This window comes from Runella sp. CRIBMP, assembly GCF_009905605.1.
Classification (GTDB): domain Bacteria; phylum Bacteroidota; class Bacteroidia; order Cytophagales; family Spirosomataceae; genus Runella.
In genome coordinates, this window is record NZ_JAAAKZ010000010.1 from 102,585 (window position 1) to 121,136 (window position 18,552).

Below are 18,552 nucleotides of genomic sequence, written 5' to 3' on the forward strand. Positions count from 1 at the left end.
TAGTTCTGCCTTATTGTTTTGCCGAAAACATCGGGCTCTTTTCGTTTCCTCCGGCCATCAAATAAGCCATCAAATCCTTCAATTCTTCTTCGCTAAGGCTATTGATTAAGTTACCATACATGATAGAAACTGGTGAATACTTGTGCGATGCCACGTTCTTTTTCGCCAACTTCATGACAGTCTCAGGCTCGTATGGGTTCTGAGAAACATAGTAGTTATTGGCGTCTTCGTTGGTCAATCGCCCAACGACCGTTTGTCCGTTTTTGAGCGTAAAGTGCGTTGCAGCATATTGGTCAGAAATGGTTTTGTTAGGCTCTATAATGGCCTCCAACATATCTTTTGCGGAAAAACGAGTGGCTAACTGCGTCAAATCAGGACCGATACTTCCGCCTTCTCCACGCATACTGTGGCAACGGTTGCAGGTGATGGCGTTGTACATGTTTTTGCCTTGTTCAAAGTTCCGGCCCGACAATCCCGCTTCCACCAACGGAAGTGCATTCTCCAGTTTCCAGTTTCTGCCTGGACCTTTGGGATAAGTCAGTTTGACCAAGTCATTGCCATTTTTGCTCAGCAACTCACCCCCCGAAAGTTTGTCGTAATAAGCAACCTTATTTTCAGGAACGTGCTTCAAAGCTAACTTGCGGGCCCGGTCAATGAAACCAACGTAGCTACGGCCTCCTTTGTAACTAAAGGCATTGTAGAACCATTTGAAATAACGCTCATGCAACTCGGGCGTCCAGTTTTTGCTTGCCAAGCTCAACATGTTGGCATAGTAAGTTTGTTGAGCAGGTGGCATGCTTTTCAACATATCAGCAATGTCCAAACCATACTGCGGGTTACGCATGATCAACTCCGCAGAAGCAGTTGCGGTATTTCCGCCAGCAGTAAGGTTGGTGGGTTGCTCTTTTGCTTCCAATAAAGCCAACGTTTTAGGGATTATACCAGGAGCCTCTAAGTAAATTAGGATTTTGCTTAATGCACGATTTAAATCCGAACTATTCACATTGGCGGGGAAAGATGGATTCAACGCGGCTACAATTTTTGAATTCGTAGCGGCATCTGGCGCGCCTGTACGCAAGAATACCAACTCATAAGCCCGAAGTAAGTCGATTTGTTGAGGCTCAGTAAGAGATTTAAAGTTGATATTCAACAACGAATTGAGCATTACCCCTTTAAGTTCTGGCTTCGTCTGACGTGCTAACGCGATTATAGCATTAATAGAAGTGATGGGGTCTTTTTCATTCAAAGCCTTGTCTTTCCATTCAGCTACTGGCTGATGTTCTACCGCCAAACGAGCCGCATAACGAATGAAACGGTCAGGGTGTTTCAGATAAGGCCAAGCGGTAGCAACAGCCTGAGGGTTTGGATCACCATGGAATTTCTCTAAGCTACGACGGAGTTCATTTTCCTTGGTTAGCGTAATGGGAGCGGTGGGAGCGGTACTTTCTGAGCCCGCATAATAGACACGATACACGTCAGACTCAAGGCGACGACCGCCTGTCATGAAGTACAATGCACCATCTGGGCCAACCACACCATCGGTCAATGGCAATGGAATACCCGACAGGAATTCTTCATGCTCTGATGTGTAGGTTGAGCCTGAAGGCTTGAGGTGAATCGCATGCATGATACCAAAACTCCAGTCAAATGCTAATAACGTTTTTTTGTATTTAGCGGGAAATTTGGCATCCCTCAAATAGATAAGGTTAGTGGGCGAGCCTTGGCCTATGTTCATGATAGGTGGGAGGTTGTCAGGCCAAGTAGGTGACCACTTGCTATTCCCTGTTCTCCAGCCAAATTCACTTGCACTTGTTGCGTGGCAAATGCGTGTAGGGCGATACCAAGGAAGGCCGAAGTCCCATTCCATATCGGCATCATACACAAATAAATCACCCACTTCGTTGAAGGCCATATCAAAAGCGTTGCGATAACCCGCACTGATCAGCTCCCAACGTTTACCTTCTGGGTCCACGTTGGCAATCCACCCCCCTGGAGCCATGCGGTCGTTGGCGTGGCCGCGAGGGTCTTTGATAAGTGGGAATAAGTTATCTTCTTGCCAGGTCGTAGGCAAACGGTGCGCATCCATTTTAGGCACATCCGTATGGTTTCCTGAAATCACATAAAGAGACTGTTTGTCGGGGGATAAAAGAATACTGTGAGGACCGTGTTCGCCATCGCCCGCAAGTTCTTTCAACAGTGTAACTTTATCGTATTGGTCATCATTGTCGGTATCTTGTAAGCGATAGAGACCACTTTTGCGCGTAAAAATTTTATTGTTCTTGCTGTTGTTAATCATTACATACAAGCTATTGAAAGCATACAGCAAGCCATTGGCATATCCCATACCTACCGTATCAGTAGCAGCTCCTTTTTCAATTTTTAAGGCTTCCACTTTTGGTTTTCCCTCCGTTCCAATAGGCGGAAGTTCTAACCGGTATAATGTTCCGTATTGGTCTGATGTAATCATTCGACCTTTGTTGTCGAAAGTCATCGCAACCCACGAGCCCTGTTTATTGTCGGAAGGACTGTAAAGGTGTTCGGCTTTAAAGCCAGGTTGAAGTTTTAATTTCTCCGTTTTGGGGTTGTCCCGGCCATTGACGGCGGGCTCGGTTTTATTTAAAATCGTAAAGGAAGCTCCCAGTACGAATAAGGCTCCCACTGCCAACAATTTAGGGATAGACTGGTGTTTAGGATACATAAAAGTGTATGCTTTTAAATGTAATTAGTATGAATTTTTCTATTGTAACAAAAGCTAATCGGTCAGTATGTTTTACCCTATCGTTCACAAAATGGGCCATCCTTTTCTAATTTCATCACGGTAAAAATCAAAAATGAGCCAGTCTCTATTGAAGAAACCGGCTCGTTTTGGGGTATACGTTAGAAATTAGGACTTAAGTCTGCCTCGGCAGCAGGAAGACCGTAGTAAGGGGTGATGTTAGTGAAAGCGTCGCTTGGCACAAAGCCTTCAGATGGGAAATAATATCTAAATTTATCAGCTTTGACCCGGTCGCCGTAGGCTTTGATCACGGTTTCAAGGCGGCCCGTACGGACTAAATCATGCAGACGCTTTGATTCGAAAGCCAACTCAACTCGGCGCTCCTGATATACGGCATCGCGCAGGGCAGCTTGGGTAGTGGCAGTCGTATTGGCCAATCCCGCACGCGTACGAACTTGATTGAGGAATGGAGCTGCATCCGCCAATTTGTTTTGCTCAATCAATGCTTCTGCCAAGAACAACAGCACTTCAGAATAGCGATAAATGGGCCAGTTCATGCCGTGGTTATTGTGCAATGCGTGTGGTCTTGCGTACTTTTTGATGTAAGGAAAAGTTTTGTTGGCATGCAGTGCCCCTCCCAATGTGATGTAGCCAATCGTGGCATCTTTACGCTTATCACCTGTTTCATAGGCCTCTATCAAATCGGGCGTAGGGATATTGTTGCCTTCGCCAGATAAAGGCTGGGGATTAGAGGTTCCTGTAATCGTTACCAACTCATTGGCCGCGATAGGAAAAGGAAGCATACTGTACAAAAAGTTTCCGTTGAGCCCTGCCGAGCCTTCCAAATACTGCACTTCAAAGACCGATTCTCTGGTGTTTTTGTTGCTGGTACTGTTAGAAAACGCATCGGCATAGTTGGGCATCAAGCTATACTCACCGCTTGATACAATGGCCCGAAGCTGGGTTTCGGCATCAGCCCATTTTTTCTGAATCATGTAGACGTTGGCCAACAACGCACGAGCGGCTCCCGATGTGGCACGGCCTGCTTCCTGAACTGATTTTGCGGGCAATAAACCCACGGCATCGGTGGCATCCTTAATGATTTGAGCGTACAACTGGTCGGCTGTACCGAGAGCGGCGGCGGCTTCCGAACGGTTACCTACGGGCGTTAATTGCAACGGCGCTTTATTGAAATAACGTACCAAATCCAGATAGCCCAACGCTCTCAGAAACAATGCCTGTCCTTTTACATTCTTTTTGGTCGCATCTGGGATTGTAGCAGCATCAATCAACGCCAATACTTGGTTAGCACGGGCTATCATCAAGTAATTTTGACGATACGCCGTCAAAACGTTACCGTTTGTAGTGATTCCATTGGCCGTAGGAACGTTAAAATCCGCCAAGTTAGATTGGTTTTCAGTTGCACCAAACAAAACGTTACGTACGTAGCGCGCATTATCCGAATGTTGCTCGGTAAGCAAATGCGAGTTGATGTTGTGAAGCGTGCGTAGAGGCACGTAAGCACTATTGACGGCCTGTATGAAGTCAGATTCTGTCTTAAAGAAAGTAACTGAACTCAACGCCGTTTCTGGCGTAACGGTCAGAAAGTCGTCACTACAACTAAATGCCCCTAGACTTAACGCAATAGAAAATATGATTGATTTTTTCATGTTTTATTCAGTGTTTTTAAGTTGATTTTATGCGATTTGGAGGAGTGCAACCACAGTGTAAACGGATTTACACCCTCCAAATCAACTAAATCTACTTTGCTAGAAATTAAAGTTTACCCCAATCGTCGACGTACGTGGTACTGGATAGTTGAACAAATCAACCCCTGGGCTCAGGTTTCCACCATCACCTTGTCCGTTTTGCTGCGCGCTAGTCTCGGGGTTTGAGCCACCCCAGTATTTAGTAAACACCAACGCCTGCTGAATAGAAGCATACACACGTGCCGAGCGGAAAAGCTTATTGCGCTTATTGATGGTATAACCTACCGTAATATTCTTGATGGTAAAGAACGAAGCATCCGCTACAAAGCGACTGTTTTGCCAGTCACGCTCTATACCTGTTGCAGTACCACCACCCACGGTTGTTCCGTAGAACCCTTTGCCAGGATTGGCTTCAGAGCGGAAGCGATATTTTACTTCTCTGTGCAGGTTAAACACCCCATCAAGGTTGGCAGTACTGTACAAGTGACGTACCCACAATTGGTTGCCCTGCGAGCCCGAGCCTATTACGCTAAAGTCAAAGTTACCGTATGTTAAGTTTGTGGTTATTCCGTAAGTAAATTTAGGGAATGGATTACCCAAGATCGTACGGTCATCTCTATCTCCACCGTTAGTAATTACACCATCGCCGTTGACATCCACGAGTTTAATTGTACCAACAAATGAACGCCCAGGCACAACAGGAGAGTTTTTGAGGTCTTCAGCATTCATATATACCCCATTGGCAAGGTGGCCATAGAATTGTCCAAACGGCTCACCTACCTTTGTAATATGGTGTAAACCATACACACGGTCAATACCATCGGCAAGGGCTAACACTTTGTTACGGTTGAACGAGATGTTTGAGTTCACACTCCACTTCAACTTACCACGGTCAACGATGCGAGTGTTAAGCGAGAACTCGTGTCCCCAGAATTTAATCTCACCAATGTTGTCGTTGAAGTTGGTAAAGCCTGATTCTTGGGGGATTTGGACAGCAAACAACAAGTTGGTGGTATTTTTAGTGTAATAGTCGTAAGTAAATTGGAAACGGTCATTGAGGAAACCAAGGTCAAAACCAATATCCAACTGACGGGTTGTTTCCCAGCCAAGATTGGGGTTGGCAAGGGATGTTACAGCGGCACCAGGAGCTACGTTATTTCCAAAAACGGCATTCACCGTATTGTTAATCAACGCGTACTGTGTGTAGTTACCGATGTTGTTGTTACCAGTCACCCCTAAACTCGCTCTCAATTTTGCAAAAGAGACTTTGCTAAAATTCTTCATAAAATCTTCATCTGACACTACCCAACCAGCTGATAATGAAGGGAAAGTACCCCAACGGTTGTTAGAACCAAAGCGAGAAGAACCGTCGCGACGGATAGAGGCTGTGAGGAGGTATTTGCCTTTGTAGTTGTACGCCAAACGCGAAAGCAATGAAGTCAATGTCCATTCTTGCACGTTGCTACTAGTTCCACCACGGGCGATGTTAATGGCACCCTGTATCGTTGGAAGGCGGTCGTCTGAATAAGTATCTGCCTGAATACGGCTTGATTCACTCCGGAAACTTTGGTTGGTATAACCTGCCAATAGCTCAAAGTTGTGGTTGTTGAATGATTTGACATACGTAGCCAAGTTCTCGTTCAACCAGCCCAAATTGTCGGTGGCTTCTCGTATCGAAACCGCCGTAACAGGTACCGCAGTATTGATGGCACTGGTAGCCGTAGAAGGGTTAAAGAAGAAGAACTTCTGATTCAACAACTCGACGTTGAACGTTGATTTTAAAGTTAAACCCTTAATTGGGCTGTATGAAATGTAGGCGTTTGAGAGAATATTGGTTTGCTTGGTTTCGTTGACCAACTCATTTGCCGCCCGCACCCAGTTAGGATAGGCAAAGATATTACCCGTACTAGAAGGAAAACGGTTGAATAACGTGAGTTCTCCTTTATCGTCGCGAATAGGCATCACTGGCCATGTGTGGATGGCGTTAAACAAAATACCTGTACCACGGTCACCGTCTGTACGTGGCGTATTGTCAAACACATACTGGGGAGCGATGTTCAACCCAATCGTTACTTTGTCCGAAACTTTGTATTCACTGTTCAAACGAAGTGAATAGCGTTGGTATTTAGTATTGATTACAATCCCCTCTTGGTTGAATACCCCTGCTACCAATGAAGTGCTTACCCGGTCTTTGTTTGAAGTCACGGTCAAGTTGTAGCTTTGCAGGGGAGCACGACGAAGCACGGCATCGTACCAGTCGTTGTTTTTGCCCTCATAAATAGAAGGGTTTTGGAATTCGGCAGGAACGGGCTGTTTGGCATCTTCGTAGTATTCTTTTTTAAACTGGGCAAACTCAACCGCATCCATCATTTCAAAACGTCCTTTCTTTGGCACTACTTGTGTACCCGTGAATACGTTAAAACTCACGTTAGTTTGACCTGACTTGCCTCTTTTGGTGGTAATTAGCACTACCCCGTTGGCTGCCCGCGAACCATACAGCGAAGTAGAAGCAGCATCTTTCAATATAGAAATATCTTCAATTTCATCAGGGTTCAGCGCACCGATGTTACCCGTGATTGGAAAACCATCCACGACGTAGAGTGGCTCACTACCGCCCGATACCGAAAGTTGACCTCTGATACGGACGTTCATCCCTTGTCCTGGCCGGCCTGTCGTTTGGTTAATTTGTACCCCAGCCACTTGCCCCTGAAGCTTCTGGGCAATTTGAGAAACTGGCAAGTCTTTTATTTCTTTAGCTGTAATCGTCTGCACGGCACCAGTCACTTCCTTCTTTACCTGGCTACCATAACCCACTACAACAATCTCACTGAGGGTTTTGTCATTAACGGCTAAACTTACATTAATGGTCTGTTGGTTTCCCACAACAACCTCTTTGGTCAGATAGCCAATGTAACTGAATACCAACGTTGCACTGCTCGCCGCCTCAATTTTGTACGTACCGTTTGCGTCGGTTGTGGTACCTCTCGTGGTTCCTTTAACGCTTACGTTCACCCCAACCAACGTTTCTCCGTCGGCAGAAGTTACTTTACCCGTAATTGATTGTTGCGCAAACGAGGAAGATGTAAAAAGTAAAACCAGCGCCAGCAGGGAATAAAGCGTCCGGAATTTACTCTTAGATAGAATAAATTTTCTTTTCATTTGAAAATAATTTAAATGTTAAGTAGATAGATAATAGTAAAAAGGATTCATAAAATAGAAATATAAATCCCCTTTATTGTACAAATATTTAAAAGTCCGCTAAAAGAACTATCCTATGCCATCCTGCCAAAGTCAAAACATACCCTGAAATTATCCTAGTGTTATACTACTTTGAAGCCAGTTGGGAACGAATGAGGAAGAAGTTGTCGTCACTCAAATTGGATTTAAAACCCCATTGGAGCGTACCTAAAATAAAAAAGCTCAATGTAGAAAAGCGAACTCTTCCACACTAAGCTGAATATCAATATATTACACTAATTATTTTAAGTTTTTTTTACTTAAAACCGAAATACCTGCCCCTAGTGAATTGGATATTTTTGTGATACAAAGTTTTTCGAAAACTTCTAAAAGAAGTGTTTTTTTAAAGTAAATAAGGGCAATAACTTAAAAAAAATCTTCCTTAATTTTCTTATTTAATAAAGGTTGCTACGTTGTCTTTGGTAACCAACTGAAAAGGAATAAGCACCTCTTTTTCAACGGGTTCTCCTTTGTATAGCTTCACGGCAGTTTCTATGGCTTTGGCACCCTGTTGTTGCGCATTTTGAAAAACGGTCGCGTCCAAAGTGCCCTTTTTTACCGCTTGCAATGCATCAGGAATCGCATCAATACTGACAACAATCACTTTATCTTTCATGCCTGCCGCCGTCAGGGCATTGACAGCTCCCATGCCCATTTCATCGTTTTGGGCAAATACGGCATTAATATCTTTGCCATAAGATTGAATCCAGTTTTCCATCAGCGACATTGACTTAGCGCGGTCCCATTCGCCCGTTTGATGCGCAATCAGTTTTAGGTCAGGGTATTGTTTCAAAATTTCACGCGCGCCCTGCTCGCGTTTGATTTGCGCGGCTTGTCCCATGTAGCCGTGCATCATGACCACGTTTCCTTTACCGCTCAGTTTTTCGGCGATAAATTTCATGGCAATTCGGCCCGACTCCACGTCGTCAGAACCCACAAATGCCGAAGGTTTTGTGCTGGTTTCTGAATTAACATTGATAATGGGAATCTTGGCCGCCAAGGCTTTGGTCACCGCAGGCGAACTGGCCTCCACTTCGCAAGGATTCATCACTATAGCGTCTACTTTTTGAGCAATGAAGCTCTCGACTTGCTCAATCTGTTTCAACGCCGAACGCTCGGCATCGACGGTGATTAGTTCAATACCCAACTCCTGCGCCTTTTTATCCATTTCATCGCTGACATTGACAATGAACTCATTCTGCATACTCAGCATCGTAACGCCAATGACCATTTTCTTTTCGCCGCTCTCTTTTTCACTTGTTTGGTTACATCCTGCCAACGTCGCCAAAGCAATCAATCCAAGGTATATTCTTTTCATTTTTAGTTAATATAGTTCAGTTTGTTACTACAAAACAGTCAGGGCTAAAGCCCTTTTGGACAGCGTTTTATTTTCACTGCCCAAGCTAAAGCAAGGAGTTAGAAGAGACTGCCAGCTTAATTATCGCTGCGCGGCCGACTGATTCCAACCATCTAGTACCACGGCTCCGATAATGATAGCCCCCATCACGACTTGCTGGTAATAGGAAGTGACATTGAGCAAGTCTAACCCGTTGCTAATCACGCCAATCAGCAAAGCACCGATGAGAGTCCCCGTCATGGTTCCTGTTCCTCCTGAGGTACTTGTGCCACCGATGATGGCGGCCGCAATGGCGTCAAGTTCAAAACTGGCACCCGCGTTTGGCTGTCCAGTGGTGATTCGGGAGGTCAGCAAAATGCCCGCTAAAGCCGCCAATCCGCCACATATCGTATAAACGGCCATTTTGACTTTATTTACTCGAATTCCCGATGCTTTTGCGGCCTGTTCGTTACCCCCAACGGCATAAATGTAACGTCCCAAAATCGTCTTTTTCAAAACTACCGAACACACCACAAACGCCACAATAAGCACGATGATGGGAAAGGGAACCCCAAAAATACTTCCTCCACCAATAAAATTAAAAGAGTCGGAAAGATTGGAAACAGGACGACCCTTGCTCAGAATCAGGGCCAAGCCCCGCCCGATGGTCATGGTGCCGAGCGTAACAATAAACGGCGGCACTTTACTTTTGGTGATGATGGTTCCGTTGAACGCTCCCATGAAAACGCCCGCCAACAAACCCGCCAGAACGGGCACAATGACGGGGTAGTCGTCGGGATGGGCCAATAACGATGCCACAATCCCCGTTACGGCCACCATTGAACCCAGCGAAAGGTCAATCCCGCCCGTGATGATGACAAACGTAACCCCAAATGCCAGCAACGCATTGATAGACACCTGCGTGACAATGATGGTCCAGTTGGAAACAGTCAAGAATTTGGGAGTAATGAGCGACAGGATGAGACAAATCACCACAAAAGCGATAAAAATCCCGTATTGCCCCATGCCACGGGCCCGTTGTTTGGTGGAATTCCCTAATTGCGTAAAATAATTATTCATTCTAAAGTATTTGGGTTCTCGTTCCTATTTCGTCCGTAAGGGCGACGGTTGTGAGCAACCTCCGCCACGGTTTTTATAAATCCTTGCGTCCATTGCGCTGGGCCGCTGGAGCGGCTAACAAAACTTAACCGCAAAGAACACAAAGGTTTTACCCAAAGGGTTAATGCTGCATTGCGTATTTCATTATCGTTTCTTGCGTAGCTTCTTCTTTAGAGAGCAGGGCCGTTTGTTTTCCTTTTGATAATACGACAATGCGGTCGCTCATGCCGAGTATCTCGGGCAGTTCTGACGAAATCACCAAAACGGCTATTCCCTTGATTGTCAACTCGTTGATTAACTTATAAATTTCAAATTTGGCCCCAATATCAATTCCCCGAGTGGGCTCATCCAAGATGACGATTTCGGGAGTGGCAAGCAATACTTTCCCAATGACCACTTTTTGTTGATTACCGCCGCTCAAATGAGTTACTTTTTGGTCCATACCCGACGCTTTGATTTTCAGGTCGTTTATCATCTGAGTGGCTACTGCGCTTTCGCTTTTGTCCTGAATCATCCCCCATTTGGTATGATTAGACAGGCTCGCCAATGTAATGTTATGTTTGACCGACAGTGCGGGTATAAATCCTACGCCTTTTCGGTCTTCGCTCACGTACCCAATGCCATTCTTGATGGCGTCGCGCGGCGATTTAATGTTTATTTTATGGCCTTTGAGTACAATTTCGCCGCTGCTGAATGTATCCAATCCAAATATAGCCCGCGCTATTTCTGTCCGACCAGCGCCCATCAATCCTGCGATGCCGACCACTTCTCCAGCGTGTACATCAAAACTAATATTGTCGAATTTACCGCGCTGACTAAGATTTTTTACGGATAAAACTACTTCTCCTTTTGAGGAAGATTTCTCGGGAAAAAGTGTGTTGATTTCCCGCCCGACCATCATCGTTATCAGGCTTTTACGGTCAAGTTCGGCGGCTGATTTGGTGCCGATGTATTTCCCATCTCTCAACACCGTAATCGTATCCGCGATTTGGTAGATTTCATCCATTTTGTGCGAGATGTAAATTACCGATACGCCTTTGGCTTTCAGGTCTTTGATGATGGTAAACAGCGTTGCTACTTCCTTGTCCGAAATCGCAGATGTGGGCTCATCCATGATGATGACCTTGGCGTTGTTCGAAATGGCTTTGGCAATTTCTACCATCTGCATTTCGGCCACGCTGAGGTATTTCATTTTAGTCTTGGGACTTACCTCTAGCCCTATTTGCTGCAACAGGGTTTCTGCTTGCTGATTGATGTCACGGTCGTTTAACCAGCTCGAAAACCATTGGGTAGACTCTCGTCCCAGAAAAATATTTTGGGCAACGGTCAACTCAGGGACAATCAGAATTTCCTGATGAATCATCGAAATTCCTTGTTTCAGGATATTGTTGACATCGTTGTTTTTCAACACGTTTCCTTCAAACAAAATCTCACCATCGTCGGGCGTAAGCAGGCCAATCAGAATTTTCATGAAGGTCGACTTACCCGCCCCGTTTTCTCCCATCAACGCATGAACCTCTCCCCTGCGCAGGTTTAACTGCACCTCATCAAGCGCTTTGACACCCGAAAACGATTTGGAAAGACCGTGAACCTGAAGAATAGAATCCGAATGTAGGGTCATTTGGAATGGATACCGTTATTGAGAAAATTATTCTACTAAGCATAAAAAGCGTTTAAAATACTCACTCAAAGGCATAAATTGAAGCAAAGGAGCTTGGCGGTGCGCGCACCGCCGAGGGCACTGTCACGCAATACACATCTACCGGTTGACGGGCAGTGGAGGAGCAAGTTTTTCCAACCCTTCAATCGTCCACGCTTCATTGAATATAGCATGTTGCTCTCGCATTTTCTTAACATCGGCTGGATAGACCGCTGGATAGGGAAAGCCTCGATACTCTCTTGGGCGATTGGCCCCAAACTCATGCCGGGCATAACTCAGTACCGCCGCAATCCACTCATCGGTGTTGTCTTTCATTGCGGGCATTTCGGTTGGGTACGCTTTCCCCTCAATCGGACCTTTCAGGCCGTGGAGCAAAATTCGGATGGAGGTTTCTTTATCAGCAATTAGGTGCTTGGCCCCCAGCAGCGGTGGGGCGATATTGGAAGACAAGCCTTTTCCGTCATTCCCGTGGCATACCGCGCACATAGCCTTGTAGATTTGGGATCCTTCCATCACTAATTTCCGGTCGCCCACCGACAACCGCCCCAATCGGCTACCGTAGGTTTTAATGTCTTCGTTTTTATCAATGCTCGCTTTGGCGCTGACCAACATTTGTTTGTCGGCGTGTTGTTCCAAAATACCTTTCACAATGCGCTTCGCACTTTCGTTTTTGCTCGCTCCCAACGACAGAATCAACTGCGTTTTGACATCATAATCGGCGTCGGAAGCAAGCTCGCTTAGTTTTGCGATATACTCCTCGTCGTTTTGTTTTTGATACATTTCGCCAATCCAGATGGCCGCCCGTCTGATTTGTGGGTCAGGGTCTTTCATGGCGGTGTAAATCACTTCTTTGTCAATGGCGTTTAGGCCCTCTAAGGTCCACAAAGCATGAAGCTGGCCCAACGCCGAAGGGCGTTTTGGCAACGCCCCCTGCTGCCCTTTGGCCATTTGTTTCAGTACAGGAATGACCGATTTATCGCCCAAAACAACAATCTGTTTCTGGGCATTATCCCGCCACCAGCCATTCGGATGGTCCAAATACGGAATCAGATTGCTCGCAGGCACATCCAACATTTTGGGTTGGGGGCCTCGGGTATATCCGTCATGGACCAGTCGCCAGATGCGGCCCCGTTGATTCACTTTGTCCAACTTATAGCGCTCAATTTGGTCGCGCAAAAAACTTCCTTTGGGCGTCCAGTTAGATTCCTGAATAATTCCCCGGTTCATGTCTATGATGTACACACAGCCATCGGGGCCAGTGTAAGTATTGACGGGTCGGAAAAAGAAATCAGTACTGGAAATAAACTCTTTGTTTTGGTACACATTTTCGAGATAGGTTTTTCCTTCTCGATTCACGACGTTGGCGCGTCTGATAATGCGGGCAACTGGCTCGGTAATTAAGTAATCTCCCACCAAATCGGCGGGGAGACGGTCGCCCCGAAAAATGGATTGACCATTGGCCGATGTAAAGTGGTTCAGGGTACTGTCGGAACGCAGCCGCTTAGGCCCGCCCTGCACGTCGGGGTTGGAAATGCTCGACCACACGGGGCTGAAGGTTTCTTCACTGTATGCATCAGGAAATTCCAACGCGCCGTATTTGGGATTGATTTGGAAGCCCGAACCCGCATTTTCGCCCCCGCCTCTACTGAAAAACAAGCGTCCGTAGTTATCGTGCGTCAATCCCCATTGGCCGTTGGAGCCGCTGGGCAAGGAATCGGCCTTCAAAACGCCGTTGGTATACCGAAAACGGACGGGGTCTACGGTCTGATAAATATAATTGTCGAGGTTCCATACCAATCCACTACGCTGATGCTCTAAATTGCCAGGCGCTACTTTTCCCACGATATAAACGGGCTTTTTTACGTCCGCCACACCGTCGCCGTTGGTGTCTTTGTAGCTGTATATATCGTAGGTATCCGTTTCATTGACCAACAACTCGTGGTTGACGCAAAGCAGCATCCGGGGTAGCATCAGGTCTTTGATAAAAACGGAGCTCTTGTCCATTTTTCCGTCATTATCAGTATCTTCCAACAGCATCACTCGACTGATTTTCTCTTTGGTGCCTGTGCCGTCGGCGTCTTGGGTATAGGTTTCCATCTGCGCCACGTACATTTTGGCATTGCCGTCCCACGCCAGCGCCACAGGCTCCGTAATCATGGGTTCACTGGCCACGAGTTCTATGTGGTAGCCTTTAGGCACGCGAAATGCCTGCTGACTTTGCGCCGGACTCAGCGGCACCATGGCAGGGACCGTCTCCACTGGCAAGTTCAGACTGGCCTGTTCCTCGGCCTGGGTAATGACCACCGGCGCGGCCGACGGAGCAGACGAAGAGGTGGTGGTCATCTGCACTTTACAGGCATAAATCAAGGCCGTTAGGCTTACCAAAAAAAATACCAAGTTCTTACTTTTCATTGAGCTGACTTATTGAGGAATATGAATCGTGACGGGGCGTGCTGGGTAGCATTATTCGGAAACAATGACAAAATCATTTTAAGGCTCTTTTTTACTCGTTTGAGTAAACGAAAGTGGCGTGTCACAAAGTCTTCGGGGCCAAAAACGCCGCAATAGTCCACAAGAAATCACACTAGGACTACGTTTTCCCATCTTTTGGGGGAGAGTGATTTAAGAAAGGAATACTAACTTGCGGCCCTATTCATATCACATTCCACTCCTCGTATGAACTATAAGTTTGCGCTGGCCCTTTGCTTGTTACCGTTTCTTTGTTTTTCGCAAGATGTACTTCTGTTTAAACCCGATTCTGTCCGTAAAGAATTTGAGGCCGTCCAGGTTTCCAACAACCTAAAAATAGACGGATTGCTCAATGATAAAGAATGGCAGCTGGCCAAACCCAAAAGTGATTTTATCGAAATAGACCCCCATCAGGGAAAAATTCCGCGCCACCGTACCGAAATGCGGGCGCTGTACAACCAACACTATTTGTACATCGGCGTGTTTAATTACGATACGCTGGGCAAAAAATCCATCCGCGTCATTGATTTTAAGCGGGACTTCAACACCCGCACTTCTGATTTTGTGGGCATGACCATCGACGGCTTCAACGACCGCCGCAATGCCATGGTGTTTACGACCAATCCGCACGGCGTTCAGCGCGACTTTTTGGCTTTTGATGCCAACTACATTGACTTAGATTGGGACGGCCTTTGGCGCGTACGTACCGCCCGCTCAGATTCGGGTTGGGTGGCAGAGTTTGCCATTCCTTGGAAAACTCTCCGCTATGCCAAGTCGGACTCAGCTTTTCAAAGTTGGGGTTTTAACCTCAACCGCAGCCGACGCATGACCAACGAAAATTATGCGTTTTCGCCGTTTCCCCGTTCATTCAATGTGTTACGCATGGACTACGCGGGCATCATCAAAGGACTGCAACCGCCCCCGCCGACGGCCAACGTACGCATACAGCCGTTCTTTTTGACTTCGTACGACCGCTACCGCAACATGGACGGGCGCAAACCCCACGATGCCGCCGTGAAATTGGGGGGTGAAGTGAAATGGGCCATCAACTCCCGAGCCGTGTTGGATTTGACCTTTAATACCGACTTTGCACAAGCCGACGCCGACCGGCAGGTCAACAACGTAACGCGCTTTTCGGTGCTTTTCCCCGAGCGCCGGCAGTTTTTCTTAGAAAATGCCTCGCTGTTCGGGATTGGCGTTGGCCCAGCTTCTGACCTTTCGGGCGGTTCGATGCGGATTCAGCCCTTTTTTAGCCGGCAGATTGGCTTGGACGGAGGCGGAAATCCCATCCCGATTGATGCCGGTGCCCGTTTTGTGAGCCGTTCGGCCAAGACCAATTACGGTGCCATGTATATTCGCCAACGCGGCACCAACTCTTCGCCGTTGACAAACTATTTTGTGGGGCGCTATTCCGAAAACTTGGGAAAACAAAGCCGTCTGGGGGCCTTGGTAACGGTCAAAAGTGACACCGGCAATACCAATATCGTGGGGAATCTGGATGGTTTTGTGCGATTTAACGAAGCCCATTCGCTCAACTGGATGTTTAACCTGAGCCACGATTCCAAAGGCAACGTAACGGGTGTGGCAGGAGCGGCGCAGTACTACTACGCCACCAACCAATGGAAAATTTGGTGGACGCAATCGTTGACTTCAAAATCGTTCAACCCTGCCGTAGGTTTTATTTCCCGTACTGACGTCATCGGCACTACGCCAGGCATCTTTTGGTTTTATCGGGGCAAACACCTGCCCTTCAAAAAAATCATTCGTTCGTTTGAGCCGAGTTTGTTGGTCGAGTTTTACAATCAAGCCAGTACAGGCCGGCTCATTGAGCGCTCATACGGCTTGAGTCCTTTCTGGATCATGCTTCAGTCGGGTGGGTTTATGGGGCATGTCATGACGCCCACGTACCAGTACCTCACCGAACCTTTCAGTCCGCTGGGGGTGAAAATTGCGGCGGGGGCCTACAATTACACACGTCATACGGTGTATTGGGGAAGTGATGGCTCTAAAAAACTGAGTTTTACGTGGAATGGCGAATACGGGACGTATTACGACGGCAAGCTCAATACCACCAACCTGAGCGTATTGGTTGCGCCGATTCCGCATATTTCCATCACGGGGCGGTTTAATCGGAATAATTTTAGAAATGTGGGCGTGAACAATACCACCAAAAATATAGATTTATTGTCGGTAGAGGGGCGTTTTGCGGCCAACCCGCGCCTTCAGCTCATCGGTTTTTACCAACGCAACACCGACACCAAAGCCAACAACTACAACATCCGTTTGTCGTGGGAGTATCAACCGCTGTCGTTTATTTACATCGTATTCAACAAGCGCGAGTTCCAATCCACCACGCGCCTCGATACACGCAGTCAAGAAGACCATCTCATTGCCAAGATCAGCTATTTGCGGCAGTTGTAGGTTAAAATATTGGTGTAATTACGTTTTTCACTCCCTTGAAAGACAATGATCGTTCTAACTCTATTCTCCAAATTAACGTTAATTGAGCGAATGTATTAGCCTGATTAGCGCTAATTTGGTGAATAGCAATCATAGAATAGATTCCCAGCGCTCCCCGTGTTACAAACACTCTCTTTTTGGAAAGGTCGAAGTCACCCTTTATGAGGCTTCGACCAACGGGGGAGGAAAAGGACTTTTATAGCCTTCTTCTTCTTACCTGTTGCTTAGTAATAGTATAAAAACAATGCTCCTCAGTTTTAAAATGTTGCTGTAATGTACTCAGTAGTAAGTTAGCAATCGTTTCATAGTCAGGTTGATCGTAACGAAGCAGAATAACGGAAACGTTTTTAATATTTTGAGCAAACACGATATCGCCGAAATCTTTATCTTCCGTTACAATTAACGCATTTTTATCAATAGCTATCTTTGTGACCTCTATGTCAGTAATACCTGCGAAATGCTCTCTTACTGAAAAAGTCTCGTATCCACTCTCTTTAAGCGAGTTAATCCATCGCTACGAAAGATTTTCGTCACATACAATCATGCGGCCAATATGAAGTCTTCGTTAGCAATCACATCAGCTGCGTAAGCGAGTGCCGCTAAAATTTGCTCATAGCGCAAGTGAGGATAATCTTCCAACAATTGTTCTATGGTATGTCCTCCAGAAAGTTTTCTAATGATTAGCTCCACAGAAATTCGAGTTCCTTTCAATACAGGCTTACCCAACAACACAGCAGGATTACGTTCAATTAATGGGTGATGGTTCATGGTTTTATTGATTTAATGAAGGAGACCAAAATTGCTGTTTTTCCCATTTCAAAAGAACAACAATGCTAAAATTCACCAAAAGCGTACAATTTCCCTAAAGTATATTCACAAAAAGGCAGACAAGAGAACCGGCGTTGGCTCAAAGACCTAATCCTGATTTGTCATGCTGGAGGCCTTGTGATAGTCGTCACGGTTCGGGCTACCCATCGCGGGACGCGAGCGACTGCGGGGGGGGATTAAAATATTCATTAATCAATGAACAAAAGTCAGCATATATTGACATATTTGTATGAATAATGCAAAACAGAGGCATCGCCATGAACGCAGTATCCGCAAAACATAAGAAAAAAATAGCTAAAAACGCCTCACCGTCCATCTTCGATATAATGAAACGTAAGTTGGAGGATAAGGAAGCTATTGACAAGTATTACCGGGGAGAAATCACCTTAGAAGAATTGTATGCGAGAGGAATTAAGTTCGTACAACCCCTATAAGTACGAAGGGAAAATTGGTACGAATGCCCTAGATTATACTTTTGTTACTGACGTTGGAATCAAATACCAGGTTTATTTCATTCATTCTCAGGGCGATTTTCCTGCACACCCTCATTTAGACAATCAGACGTACACCTTTGGATTCGGTCCATCGGTTGAACAATCTACTCCTCTACCAGCAGCCCCAAGAGCCGGAATTGACAAAAGAGTCAAAGATACCATCATAGACATTCTGCGAAAGATATTACAGGGTGATAAGGATATGGCATTGTTGTACATCTGCTCATCGGGTGGAGACAGGCAATCAGCAGCACGAAATAAATTATTCAACGCATGGTTACGCGAAAAAGACCCCAAAGCGTTGTTCGGCCTGCAACTAACCGTCCATACGTTAAAAGTGGATGATACCTATATGTCTATTTTGGTAAGTGATGCCAATGAATATTACATCGATTTTGAAGAAGCCATCGCTATTTTCAGAGAGCAGATAAAGAATAAGTAAGAGAGTACTCAATTCAACTTGCTGGACAAAAACAGCGTTCCCGGCGCTCCCCGTGTTACAAACACTTTGTTTATGGAAAGGT

11 protein-coding genes are annotated in these 18,552 nt (G+C 46.1%); 2 read left to right on the top strand and 9 right to left on the bottom strand.

Annotated features, from left to right (window positions below):
• Positions 1-10: 10 nt before the first annotated feature.
• The 7 genes from GVN20_RS20725 to GVN20_RS20755 form a co-directional block, all read right to left on the bottom strand.
• Entirely contained in the window at positions 11-2,698 is a 2,688-nt protein-coding gene (locus GVN20_RS20725; RefSeq protein ID WP_166560186.1) for a c-type cytochrome, read from the bottom strand.
• 179 nt (positions 2,699-2,877) lie between these two features.
• Positions 2,878-4,386: a RagB/SusD family nutrient uptake outer membrane protein gene (locus GVN20_RS20730; protein ID WP_166560187.1), complete on the bottom strand. Its 1,509-nt coding sequence runs from the start codon at positions 4,384-4,386 to the stop codon at positions 2,878-2,880.
• A 99-nt stretch (positions 4,387-4,485) separates the two neighbouring features.
• Complete coding sequence (locus tag GVN20_RS20735; protein ID WP_166560188.1) at positions 4,486-7,584, bottom strand: TonB-dependent receptor; 3,099 nt, start codon at positions 7,582-7,584, stop codon at positions 4,486-4,488.
• Between the two features lie 469 nt (positions 7,585-8,053).
• Positions 8,054-8,980 (bottom strand): sugar ABC transporter substrate-binding protein, encoded by a 927-nt coding sequence (locus GVN20_RS20740; protein WP_166560189.1) that lies wholly within the window; start codon positions 8,978-8,980, stop codon positions 8,054-8,056.
• A gap of 120 nt (positions 8,981-9,100) precedes the next feature.
• A complete protein-coding gene (locus GVN20_RS20745) occupies positions 9,101-10,078 on the bottom strand; it encodes an ABC transporter permease (RefSeq protein ID WP_166560190.1) in 978 nt (325 codons plus the stop codon).
• A 160-nt stretch (positions 10,079-10,238) separates the two neighbouring features.
• Positions 10,239-11,738, bottom strand: a complete 1,500-nt coding sequence (locus tag GVN20_RS20750) for a sugar ABC transporter ATP-binding protein (protein WP_166560191.1) — start codon at positions 11,736-11,738, stop codon at positions 10,239-10,241.
• Positions 11,739-11,876: 138 nt separating this feature from the next.
• Entirely contained in the window at positions 11,877-14,189 is a 2,313-nt protein-coding gene (locus GVN20_RS20755; protein ID WP_166560192.1) for a HEAT repeat domain-containing protein, read from the bottom strand.
• A 264-nt stretch (positions 14,190-14,453) separates the two neighbouring features.
• Between GVN20_RS20755 and GVN20_RS20760 the strand changes: the two genes are divergently transcribed.
• The gene (locus GVN20_RS20760; RefSeq protein ID WP_166560193.1) at positions 14,454-16,667 is read left to right on the top strand and encodes a carbohydrate binding family 9 domain-containing protein; all 2,214 of its coding nucleotides are present in this window, start codon (positions 14,454-14,456) and stop codon (positions 16,665-16,667) included.
• 235 nt (positions 16,668-16,902) lie between these two features.
• On the opposite strand, the gene GVN20_RS30155 is transcribed toward GVN20_RS20760, so the two are convergent.
• Both GVN20_RS30155 and GVN20_RS20770 read right to left on the bottom strand, forming a co-directional pair.
• Positions 16,903-17,214, bottom strand: a complete 312-nt coding sequence (locus tag GVN20_RS30155; RefSeq protein WP_166560258.1) for a DUF5615 family PIN-like protein — start codon at positions 17,212-17,214, stop codon at positions 16,903-16,905.
• A 32-nt stretch (positions 17,215-17,246) separates the two neighbouring features.
• Complete coding sequence (locus tag GVN20_RS20770; RefSeq protein ID WP_166560194.1) at positions 17,247-17,474, bottom strand: DUF433 domain-containing protein; 228 nt, start codon at positions 17,472-17,474, stop codon at positions 17,247-17,249.
• A 459-nt stretch (positions 17,475-17,933) separates the two neighbouring features.
• Here GVN20_RS20770 and GVN20_RS20775 point away from each other — a divergent pair, with 459 nt between their 5' ends.
• Positions 17,934-18,470, top strand: coding sequence for a DUF6169 family protein (locus GVN20_RS20775; protein ID WP_166560195.1), 537 nt, complete (start codon positions 17,934-17,936; stop codon positions 18,468-18,470).
• The last annotated feature ends 82 nt before the right edge of the window (positions 18,471-18,552 follow it).

Bases quoted from the DNA above. Each gene is read 5' to 3' on its own strand.
- GVN20_RS20770 (WP_166560194.1), bottom strand. From the start codon at position 17,474: ATGAACCATCACCCATTAATTGAACGTAATCCTGCTGTGTTGTTGGGT.
- GVN20_RS20735 (WP_166560188.1), bottom strand. From the start codon at position 7,584: ATGAAAAGAAAATTTATTCTATCTAAGAGTAAATTCCGGACGCTTTAT.
- GVN20_RS20755 (WP_166560192.1), bottom strand. From the start codon at position 14,189: ATGAAAAGTAAGAACTTGGTATTTTTTTTGGTAAGCCTAACGGCCTTG.
- GVN20_RS20750 (WP_166560191.1), bottom strand. From the start codon at position 11,738: ATGACCCTACATTCGGATTCTATTCTTCAGGTTCACGGTCTTTCCAAA.
- GVN20_RS20775 (WP_166560195.1), top strand. From the start codon at position 17,934: ATGCGAGAGGAATTAAGTTCGTACAACCCCTATAAGTACGAAGGGAAA.
- GVN20_RS20725 (WP_166560186.1), bottom strand. From the start codon at position 2,698: ATGTATCCTAAACACCAGTCTATCCCTAAATTGTTGGCAGTGGGAGCC.
- GVN20_RS20730 (WP_166560187.1), bottom strand. From the start codon at position 4,386: ATGAAAAAATCAATCATATTTTCTATTGCGTTAAGTCTAGGGGCATTT.
- GVN20_RS20745 (WP_166560190.1), bottom strand. From the start codon at position 10,078: ATGAATAATTATTTTACGCAATTAGGGAATTCCACCAAACAACGGGCC.
- GVN20_RS20740 (WP_166560189.1), bottom strand. From the start codon at position 8,980: ATGAAAAGAATATACCTTGGATTGATTGCTTTGGCGACGTTGGCAGGA.
- GVN20_RS20760 (WP_166560193.1), top strand. From the start codon at position 14,454: ATGAACTATAAGTTTGCGCTGGCCCTTTGCTTGTTACCGTTTCTTTGT.